The organism is Cupriavidus sp. KK10, from assembly GCF_018223725.1.
GTDB classification, from domain to species: domain Bacteria; phylum Pseudomonadota; class Gammaproteobacteria; order Burkholderiales; family Burkholderiaceae; genus Cupriavidus; species Cupriavidus necator.
In genome coordinates, this window is the sequence record NZ_CP073677.1 from 3,017,286 (window position 1) to 3,043,582 (window position 26,297).

Sequence of the window (26,297 nt, forward strand, 5' to 3'; positions counted from 1 at the left end):
TGCATGATATGCAGCGTCAGTGCATATCATGCAGCGGCCCTACACCACCCTGAACCCATGCGTCCCGTCGCGCTCCAGTTGCGCGATCAGGCCGAACTCCCAGTCCAGGTAGCCCTGCATCGCCTCGCGCGGGTTGTCGGTGCCCTCATACGGCCGGCGGTAGCGGTCGGTGCGTTCCGAGGCCAGGCGCGTTTCCCCGCTTTCCAGCGGCAGTCCCGCTGCAATCCACGCCTGGGTGCCGCCTTCCAGCACCAACACTTGCGCATCGGTCAGGCGCCGCAGGTCGGCGGCGGCAAAGCGCGCCAGCAGGCTCGATCCGCAGGTGAGCACGTAGCGCCTGGGCTGCGGGATGCGTGGCAGCGCGTCGGCCAGCTGGGCGCGAATGACGAAGTACGCGCCGGGAATATGGCGCTTGACGTAGTTGGCGCTGGTGGTGAAGTCGAGGACAGCGGTGCTGCCATCGCCTGCGTCAAGCCACGTGGCCAGTTCCGCTGCAGTGACGATCGATACCGGCGCTGACGCCGGCACCGGTGCGCTGACCGCGCCGGTTTCGCTACGCTCTGCCGCCGCCACCGGTTCCACCACCCAGATGTCCCAACCCATCTGCGCCAGCCATGAGCCGGTCATGCTGGCGCGCACGTCGTCATCATCCGCCAGCACGATGCGCGCGCCGCGCACCGGAGCGGAATGGTCGGTCTCCTGCACCAGCTGGCCGCCCGGCGCGTTGACAAAGCCCGGCAGGTGGCCGTCGGCGAATTCCTCGGGCGTGCGGACATCAAAGCGGTACACGGTGCGGCCGGGCTGCTGCAGCGTTTCGATCTGGGCCAGCGCAATACGGCGCACGCCGGCCCGGTCGGCGATCTCGCGCGCGCCGCGGCAGGCGCTGTCGCGGTTGGCGTCGCTGACCGCGGCGGGGGCGCGGCGGCTGGCACCGTGGTCCAGTTGCTGGCCGGCCAGGGTCCAGCCGATGGTGCCGTTGCGCAACGCCGCCACCGGGTTGGGGATGCCCGCGTTGACCAGCGACTGCGTGCCGATGATGCTGCGCGTGCGCCCGGCGCAGTTGACGATCACGCGCGTGTGCGGATCGGGCGCCAGCTCGCGCACGCGCAGCACCAGTTCGGCCCCCGGCACGCTGGTCGCGGTGGGAATACTCATGGTCTGGTACTCGTCGAGGCGGCGCGCATCGACGATCACCACATCGGCCTTGGTGTCGATCAATGCCTGCACTTCCTCGGCCGCCAGCGACGGCGTGTGGCGCCTGGCTTCGACGACTTCGCCGAACGACTTGCTCGGCACGTTGACGTCGCGGAACACCTCGCCGCCGTCGTCGATCCATGCGCTCAGTCCGCCTTCCAGCAGGTGCACGCGCGTATAGCCCAGCTCGCGCAGCACGGCCGCGGCGGGCGGCGCCAGGTCAGTGCCGGCGTATTCGCCGTAGACGACGATCAGCGTGTCGCGGCGCGGGATACGTGCCCACGCCTCGATCTCAAGCCTGGACAGCGGGAAATTGGCCGCCCATAGCGGGTGTTCCTGCGCGAAGGGATCTTCCTCGCGCACATCGATCAAGGCGATCTCGTCGCGGTTGAGCAGCGCCTTGCGCACCGCGTCGCGCGAGTACGTCGGAAAGGCCGGTGCGGCTTGCGTAGCAGTAATCGTGGTCATGACTGGGCGACTTCGCGGGAACGGTCCCAAAGGTTGGGCAGGGTCCGGTTGGAATAGCCGGAGACAAAGGGCTTGCGCGTGCCGTCCTCGGCATAGACCGAACGGCGCACCGCACCGATATTGGCGCCGTACACATGGATGCTGACCGAGACGCGGTCGTCATGCACGTTGTTGACAAGGTGGATATCGCCGACCGTGGGCGACACGGCCTCGACCTGCCCGGGCAGCAAGCGCACGGCGTCGCCATGCGGTACAGGCCGGCCGCCGGCGTCGAGCGCGAACGGCTGCGAGTCTTCCGCGCCGCGCAGCATGCCGATCAGGCCCCAAACGGTGTGGTCGTGGATGGGCGTGCGCTGGCCCGGCCCCCAGACAAAGCTGACGACCGAGAAGCGTTCGGCGGAATCGCAATGCAGCAGGTGCTGCTGGTAGTACTCGGGATGCGACTGGGCCCAGGCTTCGGGCAGCCAGTCGTCGCGCGCGACCAGCTTTGCCAGCAGCGCCCCGCCTTCGCGCAGGATGCGGGGCTCGTCCGGGTGCTGGTCCAGCAGCTCGGCCAGGCCGGTGATGAAGTCGCGCAGCGGCGCGAGCCTGTCGGGGGTGGGGGTGCTGCCCATGGGAATGACTCCGAAGTGTCTCGTTCTGGTTTGCCGGCGCGCCGGGCGCCTGCGGCGCGGCCCTCTTTGGGGCGGTGCTGCTGCAAACATAGCACGGCCAGGCAGGCCCGCGCTTACAGGCCAAGCTGCGCACGCCCGGCGGCGACCAGGATGGAATCGTTCTGCGGCGTATGGATGCGGCTGCATAGCACGTCGCGGTAGTGGCGCTCGAGCGGGTTGTTGCGGCTCAGGCCGTGGTTGCCCGAGAGCTGAAGCGCCAGCTCCACCGCGCGGATCGCATTGCCCGTCACCGTGTACTTGAGCAGCCCGCCGTCGGCCGGCGTGGGCGCCTCGCCCGCGTCAGTGCGCGCGGCGGCATCGTCCAGCAACACCTGATCGGTCCGCAGCAACGCGGCGATCTCGCCGATGGCTTCCTGCACGCGCGGCAGCGTGGCCAGCGGCGCGCCCAGGCTGCCGGGCGCGCGCTCGCGAACGAAATCGCCGATCCATGCGGCGGCAGCGCGTGCCACCGCGTCATAGAGGCTGCCCAGCAGCACGATCATCCAGGCCTGCTGGTCTGCGTTGGCGTCGATGTCGGCCTGGCTGGCGCCGGCCGGCGCCCATGCTGAGGGCGAACGAATATCGACCGCGTGGTCAGGCGGGATCCAGACGTTGTCGAGCACGGTCTCATGGCTGCCTGAAGCGCGCAGGCCAAGGTGGTTCCAGTTCTCGACGATGCGCACGCCCGCGATGCCGGCCGCCGGTCCGGGCACCAGGAACACGCCCACGCGCGGCTGAGGCTCATCGGTGCGCGCCCATACCGCCAGCCAGCGCAGCGCCGGAATGCCGGTGCTGTACAGCTTGCGCCCGCTGATGCGCCAGCCGTCGGCCACGCGCGTGGCCACCGTGGCCGGCAGGCCGCCGCGTGCCGGCGATCCCAGTTCCGGTTCCACCCGCAACGCGTTGATCAGCGCACCGTTTTGCACCGCGCTGGCAAAGACCTGGTCGCGCACGGTCTGCGGCCAGTGCGAATCGGCGCGGGCGATCGCGCGGTGCTGCAAGTAGGTCATGGTCAGCACGAGCGCCGTAGCGGCATCGCCGCCCGCCACCGCGGCCACGATGCGGCGCGCCTGCGCCAGGCCCGCCCCGCCGCCGCCCTGCGCGTGCGGCACCACTTGCGCTATCAGGCCATTGGCGTGCAACTGCGCAAAGTTGTCGTGCGGAAAGCTGGCAGCGGCATCGTGCGCGCCGGCACTGGCGGCAAAGCGCGTGGACAGCCCGGCCAGTACCTCGCCAAGGCGCGCTTCGCTGCTGGGCAGCCTGCGCAGGGTAGACGCTAAAGACATGGAAAAAGACTCCGGGAAGGATGACGACGAGGCGCGCTGCCCGCACCGAATGCCGCCTAGCGTAGCGCAGGCACCGCATTACGAAAACGACGCTTATTGAATATGGACCGTCGTTTTTATTCGTTAGCGAGCGCGCGCGCCTGTCGTACTTTCTGCCTCAGCCCAACACCATCCGGGCGGTCACGCTGCCGCCCTCACCGAACACAGGAGAGCGCGCATGAGCGTCGATTTCATCGGCATGATCCAGAGCCAGAAGCAGTCCGAGATCCATCCGCCGTCAGGTCCGGTGATCGATCGCGACTATGTGCGCGCCTTTGCCCAGGCCCACGAGCAGGCCGGCTTCGACCGCATCCTGGTGCCGCACCATTCCACCGGGCCGTCGGCCACGCTGACCATCGCCTACGCGGCCAGCGTGACCGAGCGCATCCACTTCATGCTGGCGCACCGCCCCGGCTTTACCGCACCGACGCTGGCCGCGCGCCAGATCGCCACGCTTGACCAGTTCAGCGGCGGCCGCCTCGGGGTGCACTTCATCTCCGGCGGCTCGGACAGCGAGCAGCTGCGCGACGGCGACTTCCTCGACCATGACCAGCGCTATGCGCGCACCGACGAGTACCTGCACATCCTGCGCCGCATCTGGACCGAGCCCGCGCCGTTCGACCATGAAGGCCAGTTCTATCGCTTTACGCAGGGCTTTTCGGAGGTCAAGCCCGTGCAGCAGCCGCATGTGCCGATCTATTTCGGCGGCGCCTCGGAAGCGGCGCTGGCCGTGGCCGGCAAGCATGCCGACGTCTACGCGCTGTGGGGCGAGTCGCTCGAGCAGGTGCGCGAGCTGACCGGCCGCGTGCGTGCCGAAGCCGCGCAGCACGGCCGCACGGTGCGCTTCTCGGTGTCATTCCGCCCGGTGCTGGCCGAGACCGAAGAAAAAGCCTGGGCCCGCGCCGACAGCATCCTGGAGCGCACCCGCGCCCTGCGCGTGCAGGCCGGCTACAGCCGCGGCGGCCCGCAGCAGAGCGAAGGGGCACGGCGCCTGCTCGCGGCGGCCGACAAAGGCGACCGGGTCGACCAGCGCCTGTGGACCGCGATCGCGCGCGAGACCGGCGGGCGCTCCAACTCCACCGGCCTGGTCGGCACGCCGGAGCAGGTGGCGCAGGCCCTGCTGGCGTACTACGAACTGGGCGTCACCACCTTCCTGATCCGCGGCTTCGATCCGCTCGAAGACGCCATCGACTATGGCCGCGAGCTGATCCCGCGCGTGCGCGAGCTGGTGGCACAGCACGACGCCGCGCAGCGGGCGGAGCGCAAGGCCGCCTGATGGCCTCACCACACAACACAACGAAGACGGGGAGTCTCACCATGAGCCAGGACAACAACAATCACGCCGACCCGCGCCGGCGCAGCGTGCTGCGGCTGGCCGGCGCCGCGGCCATCGCCGCGCCGTCGCTGATCCTTGGCCGCCAGGCCTGGTCGGCGCCGCGCAAGCTGACCTTCGCGTGGAACCAGAACTCTTTCTGCCTGACGCCGATCGTGGTGGCGCAGGAGAAGGGCTTCTTCGAGAAGAACGGCCTGCAGGTCGACCTGATCAACTACAGCGGCTCGACCGACCAGCTGCTGGAATCGATTGCCACCGGCAAGGCCGATGCGGCGGTCGGCATGATCCACCGCTGGCTCAAGCCGCTGGAAGCCGGCTTCGACGTCAAGATCATCGGCAGCTCGCACGGCGGCTGCGTGCGGCTGGTGGGATCGAAAGCGGCGGGGGTCACCAGCCTGCAGCAGCTGAAGGGAAAGACCGTCGGCGTGAGCGATCTGGCGGCACCGGGCAAGCACTTCTTCACCATCCTGCTGGCCAAGAACGGCATCGACCCGGACAAGGACATCACCTGGCGCCAGTACCCGGCCGACCTGCTGGGCGTGGCGGTCGACAAGGGCGAGATCCAGGCGATCGCCGACGGCGACCCCAACCTCTACCTGCTGGAAAAGCGCACCAACGGCGCCTACGTGGAACTGGCCACCAACCTCACCGGCGAGTACGCGCGCAAGGTCTGCTGCGTGGTCGGCGCCCGCGGCGAGCTGGTGCGCAACGACCGCCCCGCCGCCACGTCGCTGGCGCGCGCCATCGTGCAGGCCACCGACTACGTCAACGAGAACCCCAACGAGGCCGCCAGGGTCTTCGCCAGGTACTCGCCCAAGATCAACCCGGAAGACCTGCGCAAGCTCTACGCCACGCTGACCTATACCCACCACCCGACCGGCGTCGACCTGCGCGACGAGATCGCCTTCTACGCCGATGATTTCCGCCGCATCGGCGTGCTGAAGAAGACCACCGATGCCAAACGCCTGGCGCAGCACGTCTACGCCAATGTCCTGGGGTGATGCCATGACGACAAGCCAAACTGCATTCGACGCCGGGCTGGCGCGCAAGCCAGCCGCAGCCCCCGTGCCGCATGCTGCCGCGAGCGCGCGCGCGTCCGGCCCGGTCTGGGCCACCGGCATCCTCGCCGCGCTGGCGTGGGCCGCGTTCGGCGCGCTGACGTGGCTGTGGCCCAACCAGGCGGTGGGCTTCAGCGACTGGGCCTATACGGCGGAACTGGGCATCGCCGCGCTGGCGGGCGCCGCGTTGCCGGCGCTGGTTGCGCTGGCCGGCCAGCGGGTCCGGGCGGCACAACGCGCGCTGGCCGAGCTGCGCGCCGCGGGCCCGTGGCTGGTGGCGCTGCCCGTGGCCCTGGCCGCGTGGGAAATCCTGACCGCCAAGACCGCCATCCTGCCCACGCCCTTCTTCGCGCCGCCACAGGCGCTGATCGAGGTCTATGCCGACGACTGGCGGCGCCTCGGCGACAGCGTGCTGAACACGCTCAGGCTGCTCGGGCTGGGCGTGGCCTATGGCGGACTGGCCGGCTTCCTGGTGGGGGTGTCGATCGGCTGGTCGCGTCGCATCGGCTACTGGGTGCATCCGGTGCTGCGCGTGCTGGGCCCGCTGCCGTCGACCGCGCTGCTGCCGCTGACCTTCTACTTCTTCCCGTCGAGCTATTCCGCCGCGGTGTTCCTGATCGCGCTGGCCACGGCCTTCCCGGTGGCGGTGCTGACGTGGTCAGGCGTGGCCGGCGTCAACAAGAGCTACTACGACGTGGCGCGCACCATGGGCGCCTCGGGCTGGTTCCTGGTGCTGCGCGTGGCGATCCCGGCGGCGCTGCCGCAGGTATTCGTCGGCCTGTTCATGGGGCTGGGCGCTTCGTTCTCGGTGCTGGTCACGGCGGAGATGATGGGCGTGAAGTCGGGCCTGGGCTGGTACCTGACGTGGGCGCAGGGCTGGGCTTCGTACGTCAATATGTATGCGGCGCTGATCGTGATGGCGCTGCTGTTTTCGGGCGTGATCACGTTGCTGTTCGTGGCGCGTGATCGCGTGCTGTCGTGGCAGAAGGGGACGGTGAAATGGTGAGTGTTGCAGAACGGCGGGAGAGGGAAGTCAACGCCGTGGGGAGCGAGGCCGCGGAAGCCCTGACCGGTGCCCGCATCGACATCCATCAGGTCAGCCACTGGTTCGGCAGCGGCAGCGACCGGCTGCAGGTGCTGGACGACGTCGACCTGAGCGTCGCACCGGGCGAATTCGTCGCGCTGCTGGGGCCCAGCGGTTGCGGCAAGTCCACGCTGCTGCGGCTGGTGGCAGGGCTGGACCAGCCCGCCTCCGGCGAGATCCTGCAGGACGGCACCCCGATCACCGAGCCGGACCCGTCGCGCATCGTGGTGTTCCAGGACCCCACGCTGTACCCGTGGCGGCGCGTATGGGACAACGTCGCGCTGGGCCTGCAGGCGCGCGGCGTGCTGGCAAGCCAGCGCCCGCGCGTGGATGACGCGCTGCGGCGCGTAGGGCTGGAAACCTTCGCCCGCGCCTTCCCGCACCAGCTCTCCGGCGGCATGGCGCAGCGCGTTGCGCTGGCGCGCGCGCTGGTCAACGATCCGCGCCTGCTGGTGCTGGACGAGCCGCTGGGCAAGCTGGACTCATTGACGCGGCTGGCAATGCAGAGCGACCTGGTTGAACTGTGGCAACGCTCGCGCTTCTCGGCGCTGCTGGTCACGCACGACGTGGAGGAAGCGCTGTTCCTGGCGCAGCGCGTGATCATCTTCAGCCAGCGTCCGGCACGCATCACGGCGGAGATCCGGGTCGACCTGCCCTACCCGCGCCATCGCGGCGATCCGCGGCTGACCGGGCTGCGGCACGAAGCGCTGCGCCACCTGGGGCTGGACGCGAGCTGGTAATGGCGTTGCGCTTCACCTCGTGGGCCGCCAGATGAGCGGCCCGCCTCCGCAGGCATGGCTCAATGGACTAATGGTCCTGATCGAGAAACTCCAGCTTGGCTTGCTGTCGCTCTGGCATGCCCTTGGCCTGAGCGGCGACAGCCACGGCCAGCCCGCGTGGCCGTGGGCGCGGCGTGTGGCGGGCGAAACCCTGCTGATCGACCTGGGCCTCGCGCGCCAGGTCGGCCTGAGCCTGTGCGCCCTTGTCTTTGCCGTGCTGGCCATTACCGCCGCGCTGGCTTGGAGACGCCAGCGCGGCGTACTGCTTGCCGCCGGCGCGCTCGCTCTGGTGGCGGCTCCCTGGCCCAGCGCAGCGCTGCTGTTGGTGCCAGCCGCGCCGACCAGCTTTCACGCCAGCCCTACCCGCTTCTCCGTCGACGCCATCGCGCTCGGCGCCCGGGTCTATGCGCAGCATTGCGCCAACTGCCACGGCGCGGACGGGCGCGGGGAAGGCCCGCTGGCCGCCAGCCTGGCGCAGTGGCCGCCCACGCTGGTCAGTCCGCTGCTGGCGCGCCGCGCCGATGGCGAGCTGTTCTGGCATGTGCTGGCCGGTATGCGCGACCGTCATGGCCAGCCCACCATGCCGGCCTTCCGCGACATTCTGGGCGACGGTGAGGCCTGGGCCGTGGTCGACTACATGAAGGCGCTGTCGGCTGGCAGCGGCGCCGGTGCCGACGGCAACTGGCCGGTACCGCTGCGGCTGCCGGAAATGGCCGTCCGCTGCGTCGATGCCGCGCCTCTGGCACTGTCGCAGTGGCGCGCGGACCAGCGCGTGCGGCTGGTGGCTGTCGACGGGGCGGCTCCGCTGCCGTATGAGGATCCCCGCTTCCTGACCGTGCTGGTCACGCCCGACGGGCGCCTGCCGGCGCAGGTGCCGCGCCTTCGCGCCGGCTGCACGGCCACGTCGCCGCATGCGTGGCAGGCGGTGGCGGCAATCGCCGGTGAATCGCCCGCACGGCTGGCAGGCACCCAGTTGCTGGCTGACCGCACCGGGTGGCTGCGCGCGCGTGGTGCGCCCGGCCGGCAATGGTCCGATGCAGACCTTGTGTGCGTATCAGGGCCCAGCGCCAACACCCCGCGCAATGCTGCGGAACCAGCAGATGGCCTGACCGCCCTGCTCTTGCGCATGGACGCCGAGCCGGTGCGCTTCGTCAAGGGCGGCTTTATCCATTGATCGCGTCCACCGCGCGCCTTGGCCGTCGTCCTCCCGGATTATTCGCTGCCAGCGAATTCTGACTTTCCATCCATTGCGCTGATTGCCCTCGCTCCTGCCAGTAACCTGCGCACGAAGACAAAGCCAACGTGGATCGGTGACATGATGCAGACAGGGATGGCCGTGGCAAGCGCAGCTTGCCGGCCTGCGGCGTGAGCCCCATGAGAGGGGCCCGGGAACTGCAAGGCATCCTGCTGATAGTGGCGGCGGTAGCCTGCTTCGCTGCGCTCGACACGCTGACAAAGATCGCCGGCGCGGCCGTGCCAGTCGTGATGGCGCTATGGCTGCGCTACCTGGCGCAGGCGGCGCTGACCGGCGCGGTGTTGCTGCCGGCTCGCGGCCGCGCCCTGCTGCGCACGCGCCGGCCGCTGCTGCAGTGCGCGCGTGCGGTGGCGATGCTGCTGTCCAGCGGATGCGCGTTCTTCAGCCTGCAAGTCCTGCCGGTAGGCGAGTTCACCGCCGTTGTGAGCCTGACGCCGCTGGCGATGGCGCTGGCCGCGGCGGCCATGCTTGGCGAACGCGTGTCGGCCGTGCGATGGCTCTTCCTGTTGACGGGATTTGTCGGGGCCCTGGTGGTGATCCGGCCGGGCGCCGGCCTGCAGCCCGCGATGCTGTTGCCGCTGGGGGCAGTGCTGTCCAATGCCGCATACCAGTTGCTGACCAGCGTGCTGACCCGTGCCGATGGCGTCGGAACCACGCACTTCTATACAGGCTGCGTTGCCACGGTGCTGCTCTCGGCAGCGCTGCCGAGCGCATGGACCTCGCAACTCACGGCATTGCACTGGTGCCTGCTAGCTGGCATGGCGCTCGCCGGCACCGCCGGCCATCTGTTCCTGATCCTTGCCTATGCGCGCGCGCCGGTCAGCCTGCTTACCCCTTATCTCTACCTGCAGATCGCCTTTGCGATGCTTGGCGGCTGGCTGGCATTCGCCTATCTGCCCGATGCGTGGTCCGTGCTCGGCGTTGCGTTGATCGCCGCCAGCGGCGTGGGTGGCACTGTGGCGGCGGCCCGCGACCGGGAACTGCCGGGGCGGCCCGTCGGGGCGACATAGCCGCCCCGCTGCCGCCGTCAGTCCAGCCCGAGCAGCGACCGCGCCTGTGCCGGCGTTGCTACCGCCCGGCCGTACTGCCAGCAAAGCTGCGCCACGCGGCCAACCAGTTGCGCGTTGCTGGCCGCCAGTGTGTCCTTGTCCCAGCGGATGTTGTCTTCCAGACCGGTACGGCAGTGCCCGCCGAGCTCCAGCGTCCAGTGATTGACTTCCAGCTGGTGGCGGCCGATGCCGGCGGCCGTCCATGTCGCGCCCGGCAACAGCGTTTGCAGTTGCTCGACCTGGAACGCCAGGATCTCGCGCCGCGCCGGCAGCGCATTGCGGATGCCGAACACGAACTGCACGTGCGGCGGTGCCGCGATCAGCCCTTCTTTCACCAGTTCCGCCGTGTTGTAGAGCATCGCCAGGTCGAAGATCTCGATTTCCGGCTTGACGTGGAATTCCCGCATCGTGGTGGCCAGCGTGCGCACGAAGTCCGGCGGGTTTTCGTAGACGCTGGTGGGAAAGTTGACCGAGCCGGTGGCAAGCGAAGCCATGTCTGGCCGCAGATGGAGCATCGCGCCGCGCTGGCTGGCCTCGCGGCCGCGTCCGCCGGTGGAGAACTGCACGATCATGCCCGGGCAGTGTTTGCGGATGCCTTCCTGCAGCGCGGCGAATCGTGTCGGATCGGAGCTCGAATTTTCCAGTTCGTCGCGCACGTGCAGGTGAACCAGCGTGGCGCCGGCCTCATAGCTGGCGTGCGTGCTTTCGATCTGTTCAGCCACCGAAATGGGCACGGCCGGGTTGTCTTTCTTGCGCGGCACGGAACCGGTGATGGCCACGGAAATGATGCACGGCTCTTGCATGGAATGTCTCCTGTAGGGAATGTTGTGAGCGGGTGACGATGATGTTCAGCTGTGCCGCAGCTGCGCCTGTGCGGCCATGCGCACCGAAGCGTTGACCGCGCCGTAGCCGGTGTAGCCGCTGCGTTGCACGAGTTCGAAGAAAAACCGTTCGTGGAACGGCTCGGTGTAGGCATGCAGGAATTCACCGTGGGCGTCGCGGTCGTAGAGCAGGCCGAGACCTTGCAGGCGTTCCAGCAGCGCGTCGTCGAGCGCGAGCCGCGCGGCCACGTCGTCGTAGTAGTTGTCCGGCACGTGGAGCATCGCGGCGCGGGTGCGGTCGATGGCTTCCAGCGTCTGCCCGATGCGTTCCGACCGGAAGGCGATGTGGTGCACGCCCGAGCCCGCGTAAGCGGCGACAAAGCGCCCGGTGGCGGTGCGGCCGCTCTCGGACACGTTGAGCGGGATGCGAACATGCTGGCCGGGGCTGACCATGGCGCGGCTCTTCACCAGGCCATACGGATCGGCGATCTCATGCACGGCCTCCGGCTGCATGGCGAACACCGAGCGGTAGAACAGCACGAAGCTGTCGAGCCGGTTCGCCGGCAGCGCCTGCGCGATATGGTCGATGGCGGACAACCCTGCGCCGTGGTGGACGGTTCCCACGGGCGTATCGAGCACGAAGTCGCTCTCATAGATGCTGCGGTCGGCGTCGCGGTCGTCGATCAGGTGGAACAGCATGCCGTCGGGCGAGCGCAGCGCCGGGATCACGCGCTCGTCGGGCCCCACCGGCTCACGCCACTCCTTGCACAGCAGCGTGCGGGCGCGCGCCACGGCGCGGCGTGCGTCGTCCACTTTCAGGCCGATGGCGCACACCGACGGGCCGTGCAGTTGGAAGTGCTCGGCGGCGGCGCAGTCCTGCTCGGCATTCAGGATCAGGTTGACGCCGCCCTGGCGGTACAGGTCGACCGCCTTGGAGCGATGGCGGCCGGCATGGGCAAAGCCAAGCGATTCCAGCCGTTGCGCGAGTTCGCGGCCAGCCACGTAATCGACGGCAAACTCGACGAAGTCCACGCCGTCCAGCACCGGCGGCGCAGGCAGCGGCGTGCCGCCCGCCTCGGACTCCAGCCAGATCAGCGAGCGCAGCCCGTCTTGCGCGGTCAGCCGTGCCGGCGCCGCGCGGAAGTCGTCGTTGAAGACCTCCAGCGACAACGGCCCGTTGTAGCCTGCCTGCAGCACGGCGCGGGCGAAATCGGTCACCGGCAGGTCGCCCTGCCCGGGAAAATTGCGGTAGTGGCGGCTCCACGACAGCACGTCCATCGACAGGCGTGGCGCATCGGCCAGTTGCACAAAGAAGATCTTGTCCGCCGGCACAACGTCCAGGCCCTGCAGCGAATCGCCCAGTGACAGCGTATGGAAGCTGTCCAGCACCAGCCCCAGCGCGGGGTGGTCGGCGCGCTGCACGATGTCCCACGCTTGCCGCCAGAGGCGCGTATGGCGGCCCCAGGCAAGCGCCTCGTAACCGACGCACAGCCCGCGCTGCGCGGCGGCCTCTGCCATCCGGCGCAGGTCGGCGGCAGCGCGGGTGGGGTCGTCGATGGCCACCTCCTGCACATTGCTGCACACCAGCACCATCTCCGCGCCAAGCTGCTCCATCACGTCGAACTTGCGTTCGGCGCGCGCCATATTGCGGACAAACAGGTCATCCGGCATGGCCTCGAAGTCGCGCAGCGGCTGGTAGAGCAGGATCTGCAGGCCGAGGTCGGCCGCCATGCGGCGCACCTCGGCCGGTGAGCCGTCGAAATGCAGCAGGTCGTTCTCGAAGATCTCTACGCCGTCGAAGCCCGCGGCCGCGGCGGCTTCCAGTTTTTCCGGCAGCGTGCCGGACAGCGAGACGGTGGCGATCGATTTCGGGAGAGGCCTGCGGGCTGCGGTCATGGCGATTGCGAGGTGGCGACGGTATTGCCCCAAAGGTTAGGAGCGAGCCGGCCCGTCAACAACCACAATTCGCGCGTAGGCGTGCGACAATCGCTCCATTGCGATCATCCCTCGCGCGAAATTCGGGTTAACCATGGAAAAAGAACCGCTGAGCCGGCGCGACTGGATCGCCGGGCTCGAAAAAGGCCTGGCCATCCTGGAGGCCTTCGACAACGACCATCCGCGCCTCACGCCCACGCAGGCGGCGCAGCTGACCGGCCTGACGCGCACGGCTGCGCGTCGCTACCTGCTGACGCTGGAGCACCTCGGCTACACCACCAGCGACGGCACGCTGTTCAGCCTGACACCGCGCGTGCTCAAGGTGGGCTGGTCGTATTTCGACTCGGCGCGGCTGCCGCGCACGGTGCAGCCGTTCCTGCAGCAAATCACCGCGCAGCTCGGCGAGGCGGCCTACCTGAGCGTGCTCGATGGCTGGGAGCTGGTGTTTATCGCCCGCACCAGCACCAGCCGCGTGATGAGCACCGGCTTCGTGCTGGGGGCACGGGTGCCGGCGCCGCTGGGCTCGGCCGGGGTGATGATGCTGGCCTCGCGCCCCGAGCAGCAGGTGCGCGAATGGCTGGAATCTGTCGTGCTCGCGCCCTACACCCCTTACACCATCCTGCAGCATGAGCGCCTGCTCGAAGAGATCCGCAAGGCTGGCGCGCAGGGCTATGCGATGCTGGAGCAACAGCTGCAGACCGGTGTGCGCGGCATCGCCGTGCCGCTGCGCGACCGCCACGGCAAGGTGATCGCCGCGCTGTCGGTCAATATGCCGATCGGCGACGAGACCGCACAGCAGGCGCTGGACCGGGTATTGCAGGTGTTGCAAGACACCGCGCTGCTGATCATGCGAGTGCTTTAGTCCAGCGTCGTCGCCAGCGCCTGCGGTCCCTGCGACAACTGCGCCTTAAGGAACTCAAGGCACACGCGCATCCGCGCCGAGGCCGACGCCCGCGCGCTGGTCACGGCCCAGACATCGGCCGGCTGCTGCCAGTCCGGCAGCACGCGCACCAGTTCGCCGGCGCGCACGCTGGCGGCCACGTCCCAGACCGAAGCCATGATGATGCCGAAGCCTTCCAGTGCCCACTGGTGGGTCACGTCGCTGTGGTTCGATGCCATCGGCCCGGTCACTTTCACGGTCTCCCAGCCGTCAGGCCCTTGCAGCCGCCATACGCCAAAGGCCTGGTCGCGTTCGCGCAGCAGCAGGCAGTCGTGCCGGGGCAGCTCGCCCGGGTGCTCCGGCATGCCGCGCCGCGCGAGGTAGGCGGGAGCGGCGCACAGCACGCGGCTGCCGCTGGCGATCTTGCTGGCGATCAGGTGCGGCTCCTCGACCTCGCCCACGCGGATGTCGAGGTCGAAGCTTTCGCCGATCAGGTCGACGCGCCGGTCGAGCAGCTCCAGCCAGACCTCCAGCCCCGGATGCTGCTGCCGCAGCCGCGACAGCGCCGGTGCCACATGCCTGCGCCCGAGCCGCACGCTGGTGGCGATGCGCAGCAGCCCGCGTGGCTCGCCCCCGGTGGCACCCACCGCTTCCAGCATGCCGTCGACGTCTTCCAGGATCTTCTGCGCCCACGCAAAGGCGCTCTCGCCCTCGGCGGTCACGCTGACACGGCGCGTGGTGCGGTGGAACAGCTTCGCGCCCAGCATGGCTTCGAGCATGGCGATGCGCTTGCTGACGTGGGCCGGCGAAATGCCGGTCTCGTTGGCGGCGGCGATAAAGCTGGCGCGCCGCGCCACCGTGCAGAACAGCCGCAGGTCCCGCAGGAACGGGTCATTGTTCGCCGTCAGCGCATTCTGAGTTTCCATGGCGGTCGATGATGGGATGAAGGGAGTAACGATAGGCTATCGGCGATGGCCGCGCCAGCGCCGCGGCCGATTCCAGGAGACACGATGAAGACAGTACTGGTGCTCAACGGGCCCAACCTCAACCTGCTCGGCACCCGCGAGCCGGCAGTCTATGGCAGTGAAACGCTGGCGGATGTGGAGCGCATCTGCCAGGAAGCCGCGGAGCGGCTAGGGCTGGAGGCGCAATGCCGGCAGACCAACCATGAAGGCCAGCTGATCGACTGGATCCATGAAGCCGGGCGGCTATGCGCGCAAGGGGAAATGGTCGGCGTGGTGCTGAATGCGGGGGCGCTGACGCATACGTCGATTGCGCTGCATGATGCGATCAAGGGCGCGGCGGTGCCGCTGATCGAGTACCACATCTCTAACGTGCACGCGCGCGAGGCGTTCCGGCATCACTCATGGATCTCGCCGGTGGCGCGGGCGGTGATGGCGGGGCTGGGGGTGAAGGGATATGCGTTGGCGGTTGAGGCGCTGGTGCTGGTGACAGCGGCCGCGGCTGAATAAACGGATTAAGCAGATGCCACCGCGCATTGGGCGTTGCGCGGCGGCATTTCCCAATCGCGGTAGGAATGCCCATTACTGAGCACCCCCCGCACAGATCCGTACGAGCCCGATTCGGGCATACGGCTCCTACCTCGGGTGTTTGACGTCAAAGCGCCGGTCGGGCCATGGATGAAGGATTCGAGGCTGTGGGAGCCAGGCATCCGCGATCCGCTCGACCCGCGTCCACGTCATGTGATCCTTTTGGCTGCGGCGCCGGAGCGCCCGCCGCCAGAGGTCAACAATGTGGTAACGGAAGGCGCCGAGTGCTCGCGAGTTCGTTGGTACTGCGTGGTACGCGAAGTATCCGCGCACCACCTGCCTGAGCCATTTTCCTTGCGCAGGAATCGGTTCGTGCATGCGCCGCCGCAGGTCCTCCTTGATCTGCCTGAGCTTCGCCCGCATGCGATCACCTCGGGTCTTCCTCTGCAACTGGAAGGCACCCCGACGCGATCGTCCGCAGATAAAGATGAAACCCAGGAAGGCGAAGGTCTCCGGTCGGCCAAGACCTCGACGCTGGCGGTTGGCCGCTGCGTTGCGACCAAACTCCAGTAACCTCGTCTTGTCCGGATGAAGCACAAGCGAGAACTCCTCCAGCCTCTGTCGCATCGCGTCCCAGAAGCGCCGCGCGTCAGCTTCGTGCTCGAAGCCAACCACAACATCATCTGCGTACCGCAGAATAATGACGTTGCCTTTAGCTTCCCGCCGTCGCCACCGGTTGGCCCAGAGATCAAACACGTAGTGCATATACACGTTCGCGAACAGTGGCGACGCCACTGACCCCTGCGGTGTACCTGTTTCACTGACGCTCAGTTCTCCATTCTCCAAAACGCCCGCCTTGAGCCATTTCCGCACAAGACGAATGATGCGCTCGTCGCCGATCCGATGCTCCACGAATCGAACCAGCCAGTCCTGGCTGACCGAGTCAAAGAAACTCCGGATGTCGGCGTCTAAAATCCAGTTCACCGGGGTGCGGATGATGGCCGTTGCCAACGCGTCCAGCGCATCATGCTGACTGCGTCCGGGTCGGAACCCGTACGAGAAACCGAGAAAGTCTTCCTCGTAGATCGCATTTAGCACTTCAACCACCGCGCGCTGGACGACTTTGTCTTCCAGTGCGGCAATCCCCAATGGGCGCTGCTTGCCGTCCGGCTTGGGTATGTACTGCCGCCGAACGGGCAGTGCCCGATACGCTCCGCTGAGTACCTGCGTGTGCAGACGCTGAAGATGCTCTTCCAGTCCCGCTTCGTAGTACCGCCACGTCATGCCATCCACTCCTGGTGCCGCGTTGCGTTTGAGCGCATAAAACGACTCCCGAAGCCGGTCGACCGTGACGTGGTGCAGAAGCGCGGTGAACCGCTCCTTCTTCCGCTGCCTTGCAGCTTGACGTACACGTACCAATCCCTGTGGCACGCTTACCCGGTTCTGTGCCCGGCACGTGTTGGATTGACCCGTGTTCCCCTTGGTCCCCGCCCTTCGCTCCACCCACTCCGCAGTCGGTCTCCCGGCGTTGTTCGCAGGTTTCTTCGCTACTACGGCGGAGTCTGACTTCTCCCGTCCGTTCATCATCGGCTACGGCTCCTCGCCTTCCCGATGCGGACCAGCCCATGCTGCGACTGGCCAGACGCGAGACCTCCCGGTTCCCGCGCAAGGAGCGTCCGTGCGTGCCAGGGTCTTTGACCACGCCGGGTCGTCGAGGCACTCGCGTTCACGCGCCCCTTCATGTTGCCTTCCGCGTTCTGAACCGCGTCGGCACCCGGAACAACACAACTATCGCGGCTCAATGGCTGGCCCACACGCTCCCCTACCGACGCTTCGCCGACCACCTCACGGTAGCCTGCGCACGGCTCGGGGCCGATGTGGTTCGCTATTCCTTCATCGTAGTGGACTTTCACCACCTACTCCTTGCCGGTCTCCCGGCGCACTCAGAACTTATGCCGCACCCCCGCCATCACCCCGATGCGCGACGAATTGCCATAAGTATTCCCACTGTTAGCAAACGTCGGCGAGCTGTTCAACGCAATCCACTGCCCCTGCAGGTGGGTGTAGTCCACCTCCACATACACATCGGTGCGCTTGCTGAAGTTGTAGTCCAGCATGCCCGCCGTGGTCAGCCGCTTGCCCCCCTGCCCCGCATGGCGCAGCCAGTCGTACTGCAGCGTGCCGATGAACGCGAGCGCGTCGGTGATATTGAACCGCGTCCCGACATACCCAACATTGTTGCGATAGTCGGCCACATCGAGCCGGTTATTGGTGTAGCCGAGGTAATACTGCGCCCGCGCCGCTTTCCACGTACCGCCCAGACCCCACACCGTCTGCTTGCTGGCCAGCGCCGCCGGCACCGCGCCAAAGAAGGCCGAGGTCACGTTCTGCGTCTGCTGGTAGACCGCGCCGATCTCCAGCGGCCCTGAGCTGTAGACCAGCGACCCGGCCGCAGCCGAGCCGCTCTTGATGCTGCCCGGCACCTCGCCGAAGGTGTAGGCCGCCGCCACCTGCAGGCCGTTGAAGCTCTTGATGTACTTGACGGTGTTGTCATAGCGCAGCCCGGTGTAGTTGCCGCCCTGATACCCGACGATGGAGTTGTTGGCGAAGGCCATGGCCTCGTAGGACGACAGCACCTCATGGGCCAGCGTGTACTGCCGGCCGATCGCCAGCTTGCCGTAGCCGCCGTCGAGCCCGATCACCGCGGTGCGCCCGAACAGCCGCCCGCCCTGCTGGCTGGTGCCGGTGTCGGGCGCGAAGCCCGACTCCAGGATGAACCAGGCCTTGTTGCCGCCGCCGATATCCTCGGTGCCTCGCAGACCCCAGCGGCTGCCGGTGAGCACGCCATCGGTCATCTGCGTGCGGCCGTGGCCGGCCGCGTCTTCATGGGTGCTGTAGCGGATAGTCGTATCCAGCAGCCCATAGAGCGTGACGCCACCGGAAGTCTGGGCGAGCGCTGGCAGGCTGCCCGCGCCCAACGCGAGCAGCGCAATCATTCGTTTTTGCATTGGAGCTTTGTCTCTGTGTTTTATTGGCTGCGGGGCGAACGCCCCGCCGGGTCAGGCAACATCGAAAGGCGTCAGGCAACTTCCGGCACCTTGCGCGGGGCGAGGAAGAACAGCCAGGTAAGCGCGATGAAGTAGGCGCAGGGGATCATCGTGAACAGCACCGCATAGTTGTTGTGCGTCGATGTCAGTACGTAGCCGACCAGCTGCGTCATGAACATGCCGCCGATGGCGCCGATCATCCCGCCGAAGCCGAACACCGAGCTCACCACATGCTTGGGCGTGTAGTCCATCACCATGCTCCAGATGTTCGCCGTCCACGCCTGGTGCGCGCCGATCGCGACCGAGATCGCGGCCACGGCCATCCACAGGCTGCTGGCGCCGGCGGCCATCACCACCGAGGTGATGCATGCGGCGAAGATCAGCATCGACAGCAGGCGCGCACGCACTGCCGGCATGCCGCGGCTGATCAGCCACGACGACAGCGCACCGCCGCCCACGCTGCCCACGTCGGCCGCCAGGTAGATCACAATCAGCGGCAGGCCCATCTGCGTGACGCTGATGCCGAGCTGGTACTGCTGGTTCAGGAACGGCGGCAGCCAGTACAGGTAGAACCAGAACACCGGCGCGGTGATGGCGTAGGCCAGGGCAAAGGCCCAAGTGCCGCGCATGCGCAGGATTTGCGAATAGCGGATGCGGTGCGGAGGCGGTTCGACGTCTTGCGTGATGTGGGCCAGTTCGGTGGCGCTGACGGTCGGGTGCTGTTCCGGGTTGTGGTAGCGGGCATACCAGAACGCCAGCCAGATCGCACCCAGCGAGGCGATGACGATAAAGGCCGCCTGCCAGCCCCAGGCCTGCAGGATCAGCGGCAGCATGATCGGCGTAAGCATGGCGCCGACATTGGTGCCGGCATTGAAGATGCCGGTGGCAATGGCGCGCTCGCTCGCCGGGAACCAGATACGCGTGGTCTTGACGCAGGCGGGATAGTTGGCCGCCTCCGACAAGCCAAGGAAGAAGCGGCAGATCATGAAGCCGACCGCGGACGCCGCAAAGGCATGGGCACCACACGCGATGCTCCACAACAGCACCGCCAGCGCAAACGCGCGCTTGACACCGACCATGTCGATGAACCGCCCCTGCAGCGCAAAGCCGATGGCGTAGCCCACCTGGAACCAGAAGTTGATATTGGCGTAGTCCTGCGCGGTCCAGGACATGGCCTTGGCCAGCACCGGCTGCAGCACGCCAAGGGCAGCGCGGTCGATGTAGTTCAGCGTGGTTGCAAAGAACACCAGCGCCAGCATGCCCCAGCGCACCTTGCCGAAGGCAAAGGCGGCGCGGATCTTGTCGCCGAGCGAGTTGCCGGGTGCCGCAGCAGCCGGCAGCTCCTTGTGAGTCGTGGTCATCTTGTCTGTCTCCACCGTTAGATTGGAAATGCTTGCCGGCGTGCCTTTATGGGATGGCATCCGCTCGGCTGTCGGCCAGGGCACGCGCCCTGCCCTCAATACCGGATCTGCGCAACCGCGCGCAGCGCTTCAGGTGTGGCTGTGCCGTAACCAAAGAACTCCAGGTAGGCCGGAATCATCTCGAACAGCATGTCGGTGCCCACCTGGACCTTGCAGCCGCGGGCCAGTGCGGCTTCGAGGAAGGGGGTGTATTCGTGCTTCATCACCACCTCGCCGACCATCGCGCCGGGGGCGATGCGCGCGACGTCGAACGGCAGCGGGTCGCCTGCGTGCATGCCGAGCGGGGTCGCGTTGACCACCACGTCGAAGCCTTGCGGATCGTCCGATCCGGTGCTCACGCGCAACGCCGGGTAATGCTCGGCCAGGCGGCGGGCCAGCGCACGCGCGGCGCCTTCGCGGGCATCGAACAGCGCCAGTTCCGCCACGCCGGCTTGCGCCAGCGAGGCGGCGATCGCGCTGCCCACGCCGCCGCTGCCGGAGACGATGGCGCGCGCGCCTTCCGGCCGGCAGCCCTTGCGCACGATGCCGCGCACAAAGCCGGCGCCATCGAACTGGTCGCCGACCAGCGTGCCGTCGTCGCGCCGCAGCACGGCGTTGCACGCACCGGCGATGCGGGCGGCCGGCGTGAGCTCGTCCACCAGTTCCAGCGTGGCGACCTTGTGCGGCATGGTCACGAGCGCGCCGCGGATATTGGTCAGCCGGAACAGGGAGCGGAACACTTCGGCATAGTTGTCGGGCTTGACGCCCATCGGCACCACCACCGCGTCGATGCCCTGCTGAGCGAACCAGGGGTTGTAGATCATCGGCGCCTTGAACGACTCCGTGGGATAACCAAGGTGCGGGATGAGCGTGGTCTTGCCATTGATCATGGTGTTGGTGAGCCTGGCGGCCGGCCCGGGTGCGTTTCGATGACCGGAGATTAGTGGCCGGCTGCCCGCCAGCCAAGCGTCCTTTACGCCATATTGCGCGATCAGTGAACGCATATGCGCGATCAAGGCGCGCAGTTCGGGTTTCTACGAGGTGCTGCGATGCGCCGTCCAGGCGCGGCCCGGCGGGGGCGCGTTGCTATGATCCGATCGTCGCCGCAATGGCCCGGCACCGCCCCCCATCGCCACCCAACAGGAGCAACGACAATGAGCGCCGCAGACGTCTCTTCCCCGCGCGCCGACGATTTCCAGACGTGGGACAACCCGCTCGGGATCCAGGGCTACGAGTTCATCGAATTTGCCTCGCCCGACCCGGCCGCGCTGGGTCGCACCCTTGAACGTTTCGGCTTCGCCGCCATCGCCCGTCACCGCCACAAGGCCGTGAAGCTGTACCGGCAGGGCGAGATGAATTTCATCGTCGATGCCGAGCCGGATTCGTTCGCGACGCGCTATGCCAGCGAGTACGGCCTGTCGATCTGCGCCATCGGCATCCGCGTGAACGATGCCGCGGCCGCCTTTACCCGCGCGCTGGAAGCTGGCGCATGGCCCTTCGAGGGCGGCACCGTGGGGCCGATGGAGCTCAATATCCCCGCCATCCAGGGCATCGGCCAGTCGATCCTCTACTTCATCGACCGCTGGCGCGGCAAGGAAGGCCGGCCAGGTGACGTGGGCGATATCTCGATCTACGACGTCGATTTTCGCCCGTTGCCGCAGCCCGACAATGCGCCGGACGCGGGGCTGCTGCGCGTCGACCACCTGACCCAGGCCGTCGAGCAAGGCCATCTCGAGGAATGGCTGGACTTCTACCGCAAGGTGCTGGGCTTCCGCGAGCTCCAGCCAGCCAGCGCGGCGCATGCGCTGGTGTCGCCGTGCGGGCGCATTCGCATTCCGCTGTACGAGAAGGGAACGACGCGCCATGACCAGATGCGCCACTACCTGTCGGACCAGCACGGCGAGGGCATCCAGCATATTGCGCTGGCCAGCGCCGACATACTCGCCAGCACTGCTGCGCTGGCCGGCAACGGCGTGCAGTTTGTGCAGCCGCCGGCGGCCTACTACGATTCCGTCGACACGCGCCTGCCCGGCCATGGCCTGGACCTGGCCGCGCTGCAGCGCTACGGCATCCTGGCCGACGGCGCCATGCGTGCCGATCGCACGCAGGAGCGCTTCCTGCAGGCGTTCGTGAGGCGCGAGGCGGGCGAGTTCTTCTTCGAGATCGTCCAGCGCGACGGACATCAGGGCTTCGGCGAGGGCAACCTGCCAGTGCTGGAAGCGCTGTCGGTACGCTGACACGGCCCCCTTCACCAGCATGCAGCCCAGTCAGACCGCGCCCTGCTAAGCGCGCCAGCTCGCGCTTCCTCGCCGCGTCCCTGAGGCGGCGGGCTCGTCACACTTCCCGCCTTATTCGCCAGCGCCGGTGATCTCTCACCGGCGTCCTGCTTGCCTGCCCGGCCCGGGCGCATCCCGATTTCCCCGTCCTCGCAGCGCGTATCAACGCCCGATAAATGGCGCTTACGATACTTCAATCGCATTCTTGTCTCATTTTTTCATTCGTTTCATTCCATAAATCAAAACTTCCTATTGACCAATCGGAGTCTTCCGCCTACATTTCCCCCAACAAGCAATTTTCCGGAACGTCCTGTTCCACTTTATAAGACCCTCATCAGGAGACAACGCCATGCGCGACCTCGATACCACCTCGAATCCCGCCGTTTCCGGTGGCTCGGCCGCCGCGAAGGAGAGCCAGGTCCCGGCCGGCCCGCAGACCATGACCCCGTCGGAAGCCTTCGTTGAAACGCTGGCCGCCAATGGCGTGACCGACATGTTCGGCATCATGGGCTCGGCCTTCATGGATGCGATGGACATCTTCGCGCCGGCGGGCATCCGCCTGATCCCGGTGGTGCACGAACAAGGCGCGGGCCACATGGCCGACGGCTACGCCCGCGTGTCGGGCCGCCACGGAGTGGTGATCGGCCAGAACGGCCCCGGCATCTCCAACTGCGTGACCTCGATCGCCGCTGCCTACTGGGCCCACAGCCCGGTGGTGATCGTCACGCCCGAGGCCGGCACCATGGGCATCGGCCTGGGCGGCTTCCAGGAAGCCAACCAGCTGCCGATGTTCCAGGAGTTCACCAAGTACCAGGGTCATGTCACCAACCCGGCACGCATGGCCGAGTTCACCGCCCGCTGCTTCGACCGCGCCACCGCGGAAATGGGCCCGACCCAGCTGAACATTCCGCGTGACCACTTCTACGGCAAGGTCAACGTCGAGATCCCGCAGCCGCGCCGCCTCGACCGCGGCCCCGGCGGCGAGCAGAGCCTGAACGAAGCGGCCGAGTTGCTGGCCAACGCCAAGTTCCCGGTGATCATCTCGGGCGGCGGCGTGGTGATGGCCGATGCGATCGAAGAGTGCAAGGCCCTGGCCGAGCGCCTGGGCGCGCCGGTGGTCAACAGCTACCTGCACAACGACTCGTTCCCCGCCAGCCATCCGCTGTGGTGCGGCCCGCTGGGCTACCAGGGCTCGAAGGCTGCCATGAAGCTGATCTCGCGCGCCGACGTGGTGATCGCGCTGGGCTCGCGCCTGGGACCGTTCGGCACGCTGCCGCAGCACGGCATGGACTACTGGCCCAAGAACGCCAAGATCATCCAGATCGACGCCGACCACAAGATGCTGGGCCTGGTGAAGAAGATCTCGGTGGGCATCTGCGGCGATGCCAAGGCTGCCGCGGTCGCGCTGAGCCAGCGCCTGGCCGGCCGCACGCTGGCCTGCGACGCGACCCGCGACGCCCGCGCCACCGACATCGCCAGCGAGAAAGCCGCGTGGGAGCAGGAGCTGGACAACTGGACCCATGAGCGCGACCCGTATAGCCTGGACATGATCGAAGAGCAGAAGCAGGAGCGCACGCCCGGCGGCGGCCAGTACCTGCATCCGCGGCAGGTGCTGCGCGAGCTGGAAAAGGCCATGCCGGAAGACGTGATGGTGTCCACCGACATCGGCAACATCAACTCGGTGGCCAACAGCTACCTGCGCTTCGAGAAGCCGCGCAGCTTCTTCGCGGCGATGAGCTGGGGCAACTGCGGCTATGCCTTCCCGACCATCATCGGCGCCAAGGTCGCGGCACCGCACCGCCCGGCCGTGTCGTACGCCGGTGACGGCGCCTGGGGCATGAGCCTGATGGAAACCATGACCTGCGTGCGCCACAATATCCCGGTGACCGCGGTGGTGTTCCACAACCGCCAGTGGGGCGCGGAGAAGAAGAACCAGGTGGACTTCTACAACCGCCGCTTCGTCGCGGGCGAGCTGGACAACCAGAGCTTTGCCGAAATCGCCAAGGCGATGGGTGCCGAAGGCATCGTGGTGGATCGGCTGGAAGATGTCGGCCCGGCACTCAAGCGTGCCATCGACCTGCAGATGAATCATGGCAAGACCACGATCATCGAGATCATGTGCACGCGTGAGCTGGGCGACCCGTTCCGCCGCGATGCGCTGGCCAAGCCGGTGCGTTACCTGGACAAGTACAAGGACTACGTCTGAGTCTGAGCCTGTACAGGCGCCCCGCTTGCGATCGGTTTGCTCCCTCTCCCGCTTGCGGGAGAGGGTTGGGGTGAGGGCGGGGATCTCCACGAAGTTCCGCCTGGTGGCATGCCACCGCCCCCCCCTGCCCCTCTCCCGCACGCGGGAGAGGGGAGCACACCGCAAGCATGACAAGGGCTCCGGCCCTTTTTTCCGTTTCTGAAGCCAACCATCATGAAAGCCATCCTCCGCATCATCGACCGCGCCCGCGCCGCGCCTCGCCGCATCGTGCTGTGCGAGGCCGAAGACACGCGCATCCTGCAGGCCGCGCAGCGCGCCACGCAGGAAGGCATCGCGCGCATCGTGCTGGTCGGCAACACGCGCCAGATCAACGCCGCCGCGGCCATCCACGGCATCGGGCTGGACGGCATGACGCTGGTCGACCCGGCCACCTCGGCGCTCGCGCCCTCGTTCGCGCAGCAGCTCTTTGCGCTGCGCCAGAAGAAAGGCATGACGCTCGATGAAGCCAAGCGCGCCGTGCTCGATCCGCTGTGCTTCGCCAACCTGATGGTGCGCCTCGGCCACGCCGACGGCTCGGTGGCGGGCGCCGACCACACCACCGCCGACGTAGTGCGCAACGCGATCCAGCTGATCGGGCTCGCACCCGGCTTCCGGCTGGTGTCGAGCTTCTTCCTGATGATGCTGTGCGAGCCTTTCCACACGCTCAAGGGCGGGCTGATCTTCTCCGACTGCGGGCTGGTGGTGGATCCGGATGCCGATGCGCTTGCCGGTATCGCCATGGCTGCGGCCGACAGCGCACGCACGTTGCTGATGGAAGAGCCACGCGTGGCCATGCTGTCGTTCTCGACCAGCGGCAGCGCCAGCCATGCGGCGGTGGACAAGGTGGTGTCCGCCACCGAGCGCGTGCGCGCGCAACGCCCGGGCCTGGCCATCGATGGCGACGTGCAGCTCGATGCCGCCATCGTCGCCGAGATCGCCGCGCGCAAGGTCGCGCATTCGCAGGTGAACGGCCACGCCAACGTGCTGGTGTTCCCCAGCCTGGAAGCCGGCAATATCGGCTACAAGCTGGCCGAGCGGGTCGGTGGCGCCAAGGCCATCGGGCCGATGCTGCAGGGGCTGAACAAGCCCGCCAACGACCTCTCGCGCGGCTGCAGCGCGGACGATGTGTTCCATGTCATCGCCGTCACCGTGGTCCAGGCGCAAGCCACCGCGGAACAGGCCGGCAAGGGCGAGCAGGCGGCGGCATGAAGGCAGAACTGTTGTTGCCGCTGCTGGGCCTGCAGGCCCTGCTCGGCGCAGGCACCTATTTCCAGACGGTGACCGGCTTTGGCCTTGGCATGATCGTGATGGGCGTCACCAGCGGACTTGGGCTGGCGCCCGTGGCCACCGTGGCCGCGGTGGTGAGCCTGGTCACGCTGGCCAACAGCGCCTGCGCGCTGCCAGGCAAGCTGCAGCATATCGACTGGCGCGCCGTCGCCGCGGCGGCCATCGGCATCCTGCCGTCGGTAGTGGTCGGCGTGCTGGTGCTGGAGTACCTGAGTTCCAGCGCAGCCACCCTGCTGCAGCTGCTGCTGGGCGCCGTGATCCTGTATGGCGGCCTCAGCGCCGCGCTCAAGCCCGCGCCGCTGGCGCAACGCTCCGGCGACGGCACCTTCTTTGTCAGCGGGGTATTCGGCGGACTGCTGAGCGGCATGTTCGGCGTCTCCGGCCCGCCGCTGATTTTCCAGTTCTACCGGCAGCCGATGAAGCCGGTTGAAATCCGTTGCGCGCTGATTCTGGTCTTTACCGTGACCTCCACCGTGCGCACGCTGTTCTCGGCCTGGCAGGGGCAGCTCGATGCCGCCGTGTGCGTGCAGGCCGCCATTGCCGTGCCGGTGGTGGTGATCGCCACGTTGCTGGGGCGGCGTTTTCCGCCGCCGTTCTCGCCGGCCACGACGCGCAGGGTGGCGTTCGGGGTGTTGATCGGGATCGGGGCCAGCCTGATGCTGCCGGCGATTTCGGCGTGGGTGCTCTAAGGGCGCGCGCGCCCTTAGAGCCGGGACCG

Annotated in this window: 22 protein-coding genes; 12 read left to right on the forward strand and 10 right to left on the reverse strand. The window is 67.6% G+C overall.

Annotated features, from left to right (window positions below; translation table 11 throughout):
- Positions 1–39: 39 nt before the first annotated feature.
- The 3 genes from KB879_RS14295 to KB879_RS14305 form a co-directional block, all read right to left on the reverse strand.
- Positions 40–1,662 carry a rhodanese-related sulfurtransferase gene (locus KB879_RS14295; RefSeq protein ID WP_211981866.1) on the reverse strand — a complete coding sequence of 541 codons (1,623 nt, stop codon included), beginning with the start codon at positions 1,660–1,662 and terminating at the stop codon, positions 40–42.
- Positions 1,659–2,276 (reverse strand): cysteine dioxygenase, encoded by a 618-nt coding sequence (locus KB879_RS14300; RefSeq protein ID WP_013953450.1) that lies wholly within the window; start codon positions 2,274–2,276, stop codon positions 1,659–1,661. The genes KB879_RS14295 and KB879_RS14300 overlap by 4 nt, the downstream gene beginning before the upstream one ends.
- A gap of 113 nt (positions 2,277–2,389) precedes the next feature.
- A complete protein-coding gene (locus KB879_RS14305) occupies positions 2,390–3,601 on the reverse strand; it encodes an acyl-CoA dehydrogenase family protein (RefSeq protein WP_153953392.1) in 1,212 nt (403 codons plus the stop codon).
- 217 nt (positions 3,602–3,818) lie between these two features.
- Between KB879_RS14305 and KB879_RS14310 the strand changes: the two genes are divergently transcribed.
- The 6 genes from KB879_RS14310 (at position 3,819) to KB879_RS14335 (ending at position 10,159) form a co-directional block, all read left to right on the forward strand.
- Positions 3,819–4,916 carry an LLM class flavin-dependent oxidoreductase gene (locus KB879_RS14310; protein ID WP_211981867.1) on the forward strand — a complete coding sequence of 366 codons (1,098 nt, stop codon included), beginning with the start codon at positions 3,819–3,821 and terminating at the stop codon, positions 4,914–4,916.
- Positions 4,917–4,957: 41 nt separating this feature from the next.
- Positions 4,958–5,974, forward strand: coding sequence for an ABC transporter substrate-binding protein (locus tag KB879_RS14315; protein WP_153953390.1), 1,017 nt, complete (start codon positions 4,958–4,960; stop codon positions 5,972–5,974).
- 4 nt (positions 5,975–5,978) lie between these two features.
- Positions 5,979–7,037 (forward strand): ABC transporter permease, encoded by a 1,059-nt coding sequence (locus tag KB879_RS14320; RefSeq protein WP_211981868.1) that lies wholly within the window; start codon positions 5,979–5,981, stop codon positions 7,035–7,037.
- Positions 7,031–7,855, forward strand: coding sequence for an ABC transporter ATP-binding protein (locus KB879_RS14325; RefSeq protein WP_211981869.1), 825 nt, complete (start codon positions 7,031–7,033; stop codon positions 7,853–7,855). The genes KB879_RS14320 and KB879_RS14325 overlap by 7 nt, the downstream gene beginning before the upstream one ends.
- Positions 7,856–7,886: 31 nt before the next feature.
- Positions 7,887–9,068 (forward strand): cytochrome c, encoded by a 1,182-nt coding sequence (locus tag KB879_RS14330; RefSeq protein WP_211981870.1) that lies wholly within the window; start codon positions 7,887–7,889, stop codon positions 9,066–9,068.
- A 200-nt stretch (positions 9,069–9,268) separates the two neighbouring features.
- Complete coding sequence (locus KB879_RS14335; protein WP_211981873.1) at positions 9,269–10,159, forward strand: DMT family transporter; 891 nt, start codon at positions 9,269–9,271, stop codon at positions 10,157–10,159.
- Between the two features lie 17 nt (positions 10,160–10,176).
- Here the strand turns inward: KB879_RS14335 and KB879_RS14340 are convergent, their stop codons facing one another.
- Both KB879_RS14340 and KB879_RS14345 read right to left on the reverse strand, forming a co-directional pair.
- A complete protein-coding gene (locus tag KB879_RS14340; protein WP_013953458.1) occupies positions 10,177–11,001 on the reverse strand; it encodes a 3-keto-5-aminohexanoate cleavage protein in 825 nt (274 codons plus the stop codon).
- Between the two features lie 45 nt (positions 11,002–11,046).
- Positions 11,047–12,915: a bifunctional sugar phosphate isomerase/epimerase/4-hydroxyphenylpyruvate dioxygenase family protein gene (locus KB879_RS14345; RefSeq protein WP_211981874.1), complete on the reverse strand. Its 1,869-nt coding sequence runs from the start codon at positions 12,913–12,915 to the stop codon at positions 11,047–11,049.
- Between the two features lie 133 nt (positions 12,916–13,048).
- On the opposite strand from KB879_RS14345, the gene KB879_RS14350 reads away from it, so the two are divergent.
- Entirely contained in the window at positions 13,049–13,816 is a 768-nt protein-coding gene (locus KB879_RS14350) for an IclR family transcriptional regulator C-terminal domain-containing protein (RefSeq protein WP_153953385.1), read from the forward strand.
- On the opposite strand, the gene KB879_RS14355 is transcribed toward KB879_RS14350, so the two are convergent.
- Entirely contained in the window at positions 13,813–14,760 is a 948-nt protein-coding gene (locus KB879_RS14355; protein WP_153953384.1) for a LysR family transcriptional regulator, read from the reverse strand. The two genes, KB879_RS14350 and KB879_RS14355, sit on opposite strands and share 4 nt — an antisense overlap.
- Positions 14,761–14,844: 84 nt before the next feature.
- On the opposite strand from KB879_RS14355, the gene aroQ reads away from it, so the two are divergent.
- Positions 14,845–15,306, forward strand: coding sequence for a type II 3-dehydroquinate dehydratase (aroQ, locus tag KB879_RS14360; protein ID WP_153953383.1), 462 nt, complete (start codon positions 14,845–14,847; stop codon positions 15,304–15,306).
- A gap of 126 nt (positions 15,307–15,432) precedes the next feature.
- Here aroQ and ltrA read toward each other — a convergent pair whose 3' ends face one another.
- From ltrA to KB879_RS14380, 4 genes are all read right to left on the reverse strand, one after another.
- Positions 15,433–16,908, reverse strand: coding sequence for a group II intron reverse transcriptase/maturase (gene ltrA / locus KB879_RS14365; protein ID WP_371827415.1), 1,476 nt, complete (start codon positions 16,906–16,908; stop codon positions 15,433–15,435).
- Positions 16,909–17,267: 359 nt separating this feature from the next.
- Positions 17,268–18,332, reverse strand: a complete 1,065-nt coding sequence (locus KB879_RS14370) for a porin (RefSeq protein ID WP_153956274.1) — start codon at positions 18,330–18,332, stop codon at positions 17,268–17,270.
- Positions 18,333–18,403: 71 nt separating this feature from the next.
- Positions 18,404–19,732: an MFS transporter gene (locus tag KB879_RS14375; protein ID WP_013953465.1), complete on the reverse strand. Its 1,329-nt coding sequence runs from the start codon at positions 19,730–19,732 to the stop codon at positions 18,404–18,406.
- Between the two features lie 95 nt (positions 19,733–19,827).
- Complete coding sequence (locus tag KB879_RS14380) at positions 19,828–20,661, reverse strand: shikimate dehydrogenase (protein ID WP_041228683.1); 834 nt, start codon at positions 20,659–20,661, stop codon at positions 19,828–19,830.
- A 264-nt stretch (positions 20,662–20,925) separates the two neighbouring features.
- Between KB879_RS14380 and KB879_RS14385 the strand changes: the two genes are divergently transcribed.
- The 4 genes from KB879_RS14385 to KB879_RS14400 all read left to right on the forward strand — a co-directional run bounded on the left by KB879_RS14385 (position 20,926) and on the right by KB879_RS14400 (position 26,268).
- Positions 20,926–22,008 carry a 4-hydroxyphenylpyruvate dioxygenase family protein gene (locus tag KB879_RS14385; protein ID WP_153956273.1) on the forward strand — a complete coding sequence of 361 codons (1,083 nt, stop codon included), beginning with the start codon at positions 20,926–20,928 and terminating at the stop codon, positions 22,006–22,008.
- A gap of 478 nt (positions 22,009–22,486) precedes the next feature.
- Complete coding sequence (gene xsc, locus KB879_RS14390) at positions 22,487–24,253, forward strand: sulfoacetaldehyde acetyltransferase (protein ID WP_153956276.1); 1,767 nt, start codon at positions 22,487–22,489, stop codon at positions 24,251–24,253.
- A 213-nt stretch (positions 24,254–24,466) separates the two neighbouring features.
- A complete protein-coding gene (pta, locus tag KB879_RS14395; RefSeq protein ID WP_211981876.1) occupies positions 24,467–25,501 on the forward strand; it encodes a phosphate acetyltransferase in 1,035 nt (344 codons plus the stop codon).
- A complete protein-coding gene (locus KB879_RS14400) occupies positions 25,498–26,268 on the forward strand; it encodes a sulfite exporter TauE/SafE family protein (RefSeq protein ID WP_011617520.1) in 771 nt (256 codons plus the stop codon). Before pta ends, KB879_RS14400 begins: the two co-directional genes overlap by 4 nt.
- The last annotated feature ends 29 nt before the right edge of the window (positions 26,269–26,297 follow it).

Coding starts and splice junctions, on each gene's coding strand:
- KB879_RS14330 (WP_211981870.1), top strand. CDS start 7,887: ATGAGCGGCCCGCCTCCGCAGGCATGGCTCAATGGACTAATGGTCCTG.
- KB879_RS14400 (WP_011617520.1), top strand. CDS start 25,498: ATGAAGGCAGAACTGTTGTTGCCGCTGCTGGGCCTGCAGGCCCTGCTC.
- aroQ (WP_153953383.1), top strand. CDS start 14,845: ATGAAGACAGTACTGGTGCTCAACGGGCCCAACCTCAACCTGCTCGGC.
- KB879_RS14375 (WP_013953465.1), bottom strand. CDS start 19,732: ATGACCACGACTCACAAGGAGCTGCCGGCTGCTGCGGCACCCGGCAAC.
- pta (WP_211981876.1), top strand. CDS start 24,467: ATGAAAGCCATCCTCCGCATCATCGACCGCGCCCGCGCCGCGCCTCGC.
- KB879_RS14325 (WP_211981869.1), top strand. CDS start 7,031: ATGGTGAGTGTTGCAGAACGGCGGGAGAGGGAAGTCAACGCCGTGGGG.
- KB879_RS14295 (WP_211981866.1), bottom strand. CDS start 1,662: ATGACCACGATTACTGCTACGCAAGCCGCACCGGCCTTTCCGACGTAC.
- KB879_RS14340 (WP_013953458.1), bottom strand. CDS start 11,001: ATGCAAGAGCCGTGCATCATTTCCGTGGCCATCACCGGTTCCGTGCCG.
- KB879_RS14350 (WP_153953385.1), top strand. CDS start 13,049: ATGGAAAAAGAACCGCTGAGCCGGCGCGACTGGATCGCCGGGCTCGAA.
- xsc (WP_153956276.1), top strand. CDS start 22,487: ATGACCCCGTCGGAAGCCTTCGTTGAAACGCTGGCCGCCAATGGCGTG.
- KB879_RS14320 (WP_211981868.1), top strand. CDS start 5,979: ATGACGACAAGCCAAACTGCATTCGACGCCGGGCTGGCGCGCAAGCCA.
- KB879_RS14335 (WP_211981873.1), top strand. CDS start 9,269: ATGAGAGGGGCCCGGGAACTGCAAGGCATCCTGCTGATAGTGGCGGCG.
- KB879_RS14355 (WP_153953384.1), bottom strand. CDS start 14,760: ATGGAAACTCAGAATGCGCTGACGGCGAACAATGACCCGTTCCTGCGG.
- KB879_RS14380 (WP_041228683.1), bottom strand. CDS start 20,661: ATGATCAATGGCAAGACCACGCTCATCCCGCACCTTGGTTATCCCACG.
- ltrA (WP_371827415.1), bottom strand. CDS start 16,908: ATGAACGGACGGGAGAAGTCAGACTCCGCCGTAGTAGCGAAGAAACCT.
- KB879_RS14310 (WP_211981867.1), top strand. CDS start 3,819: ATGAGCGTCGATTTCATCGGCATGATCCAGAGCCAGAAGCAGTCCGAG.
- KB879_RS14385 (WP_153956273.1), top strand. CDS start 20,926: ATGAGCGCCGCAGACGTCTCTTCCCCGCGCGCCGACGATTTCCAGACG.
- KB879_RS14300 (WP_013953450.1), bottom strand. CDS start 2,276: ATGGGCAGCACCCCCACCCCCGACAGGCTCGCGCCGCTGCGCGACTTC.
- KB879_RS14370 (WP_153956274.1), bottom strand. CDS start 18,332: ATGCAAAAACGAATGATTGCGCTGCTCGCGTTGGGCGCGGGCAGCCTG.
- KB879_RS14315 (WP_153953390.1), top strand. CDS start 4,958: ATGAGCCAGGACAACAACAATCACGCCGACCCGCGCCGGCGCAGCGTG.
- KB879_RS14345 (WP_211981874.1), bottom strand. CDS start 12,915: ATGACCGCAGCCCGCAGGCCTCTCCCGAAATCGATCGCCACCGTCTCG.
- KB879_RS14305 (WP_153953392.1), bottom strand. CDS start 3,601: ATGTCTTTAGCGTCTACCCTGCGCAGGCTGCCCAGCAGCGAAGCGCGC.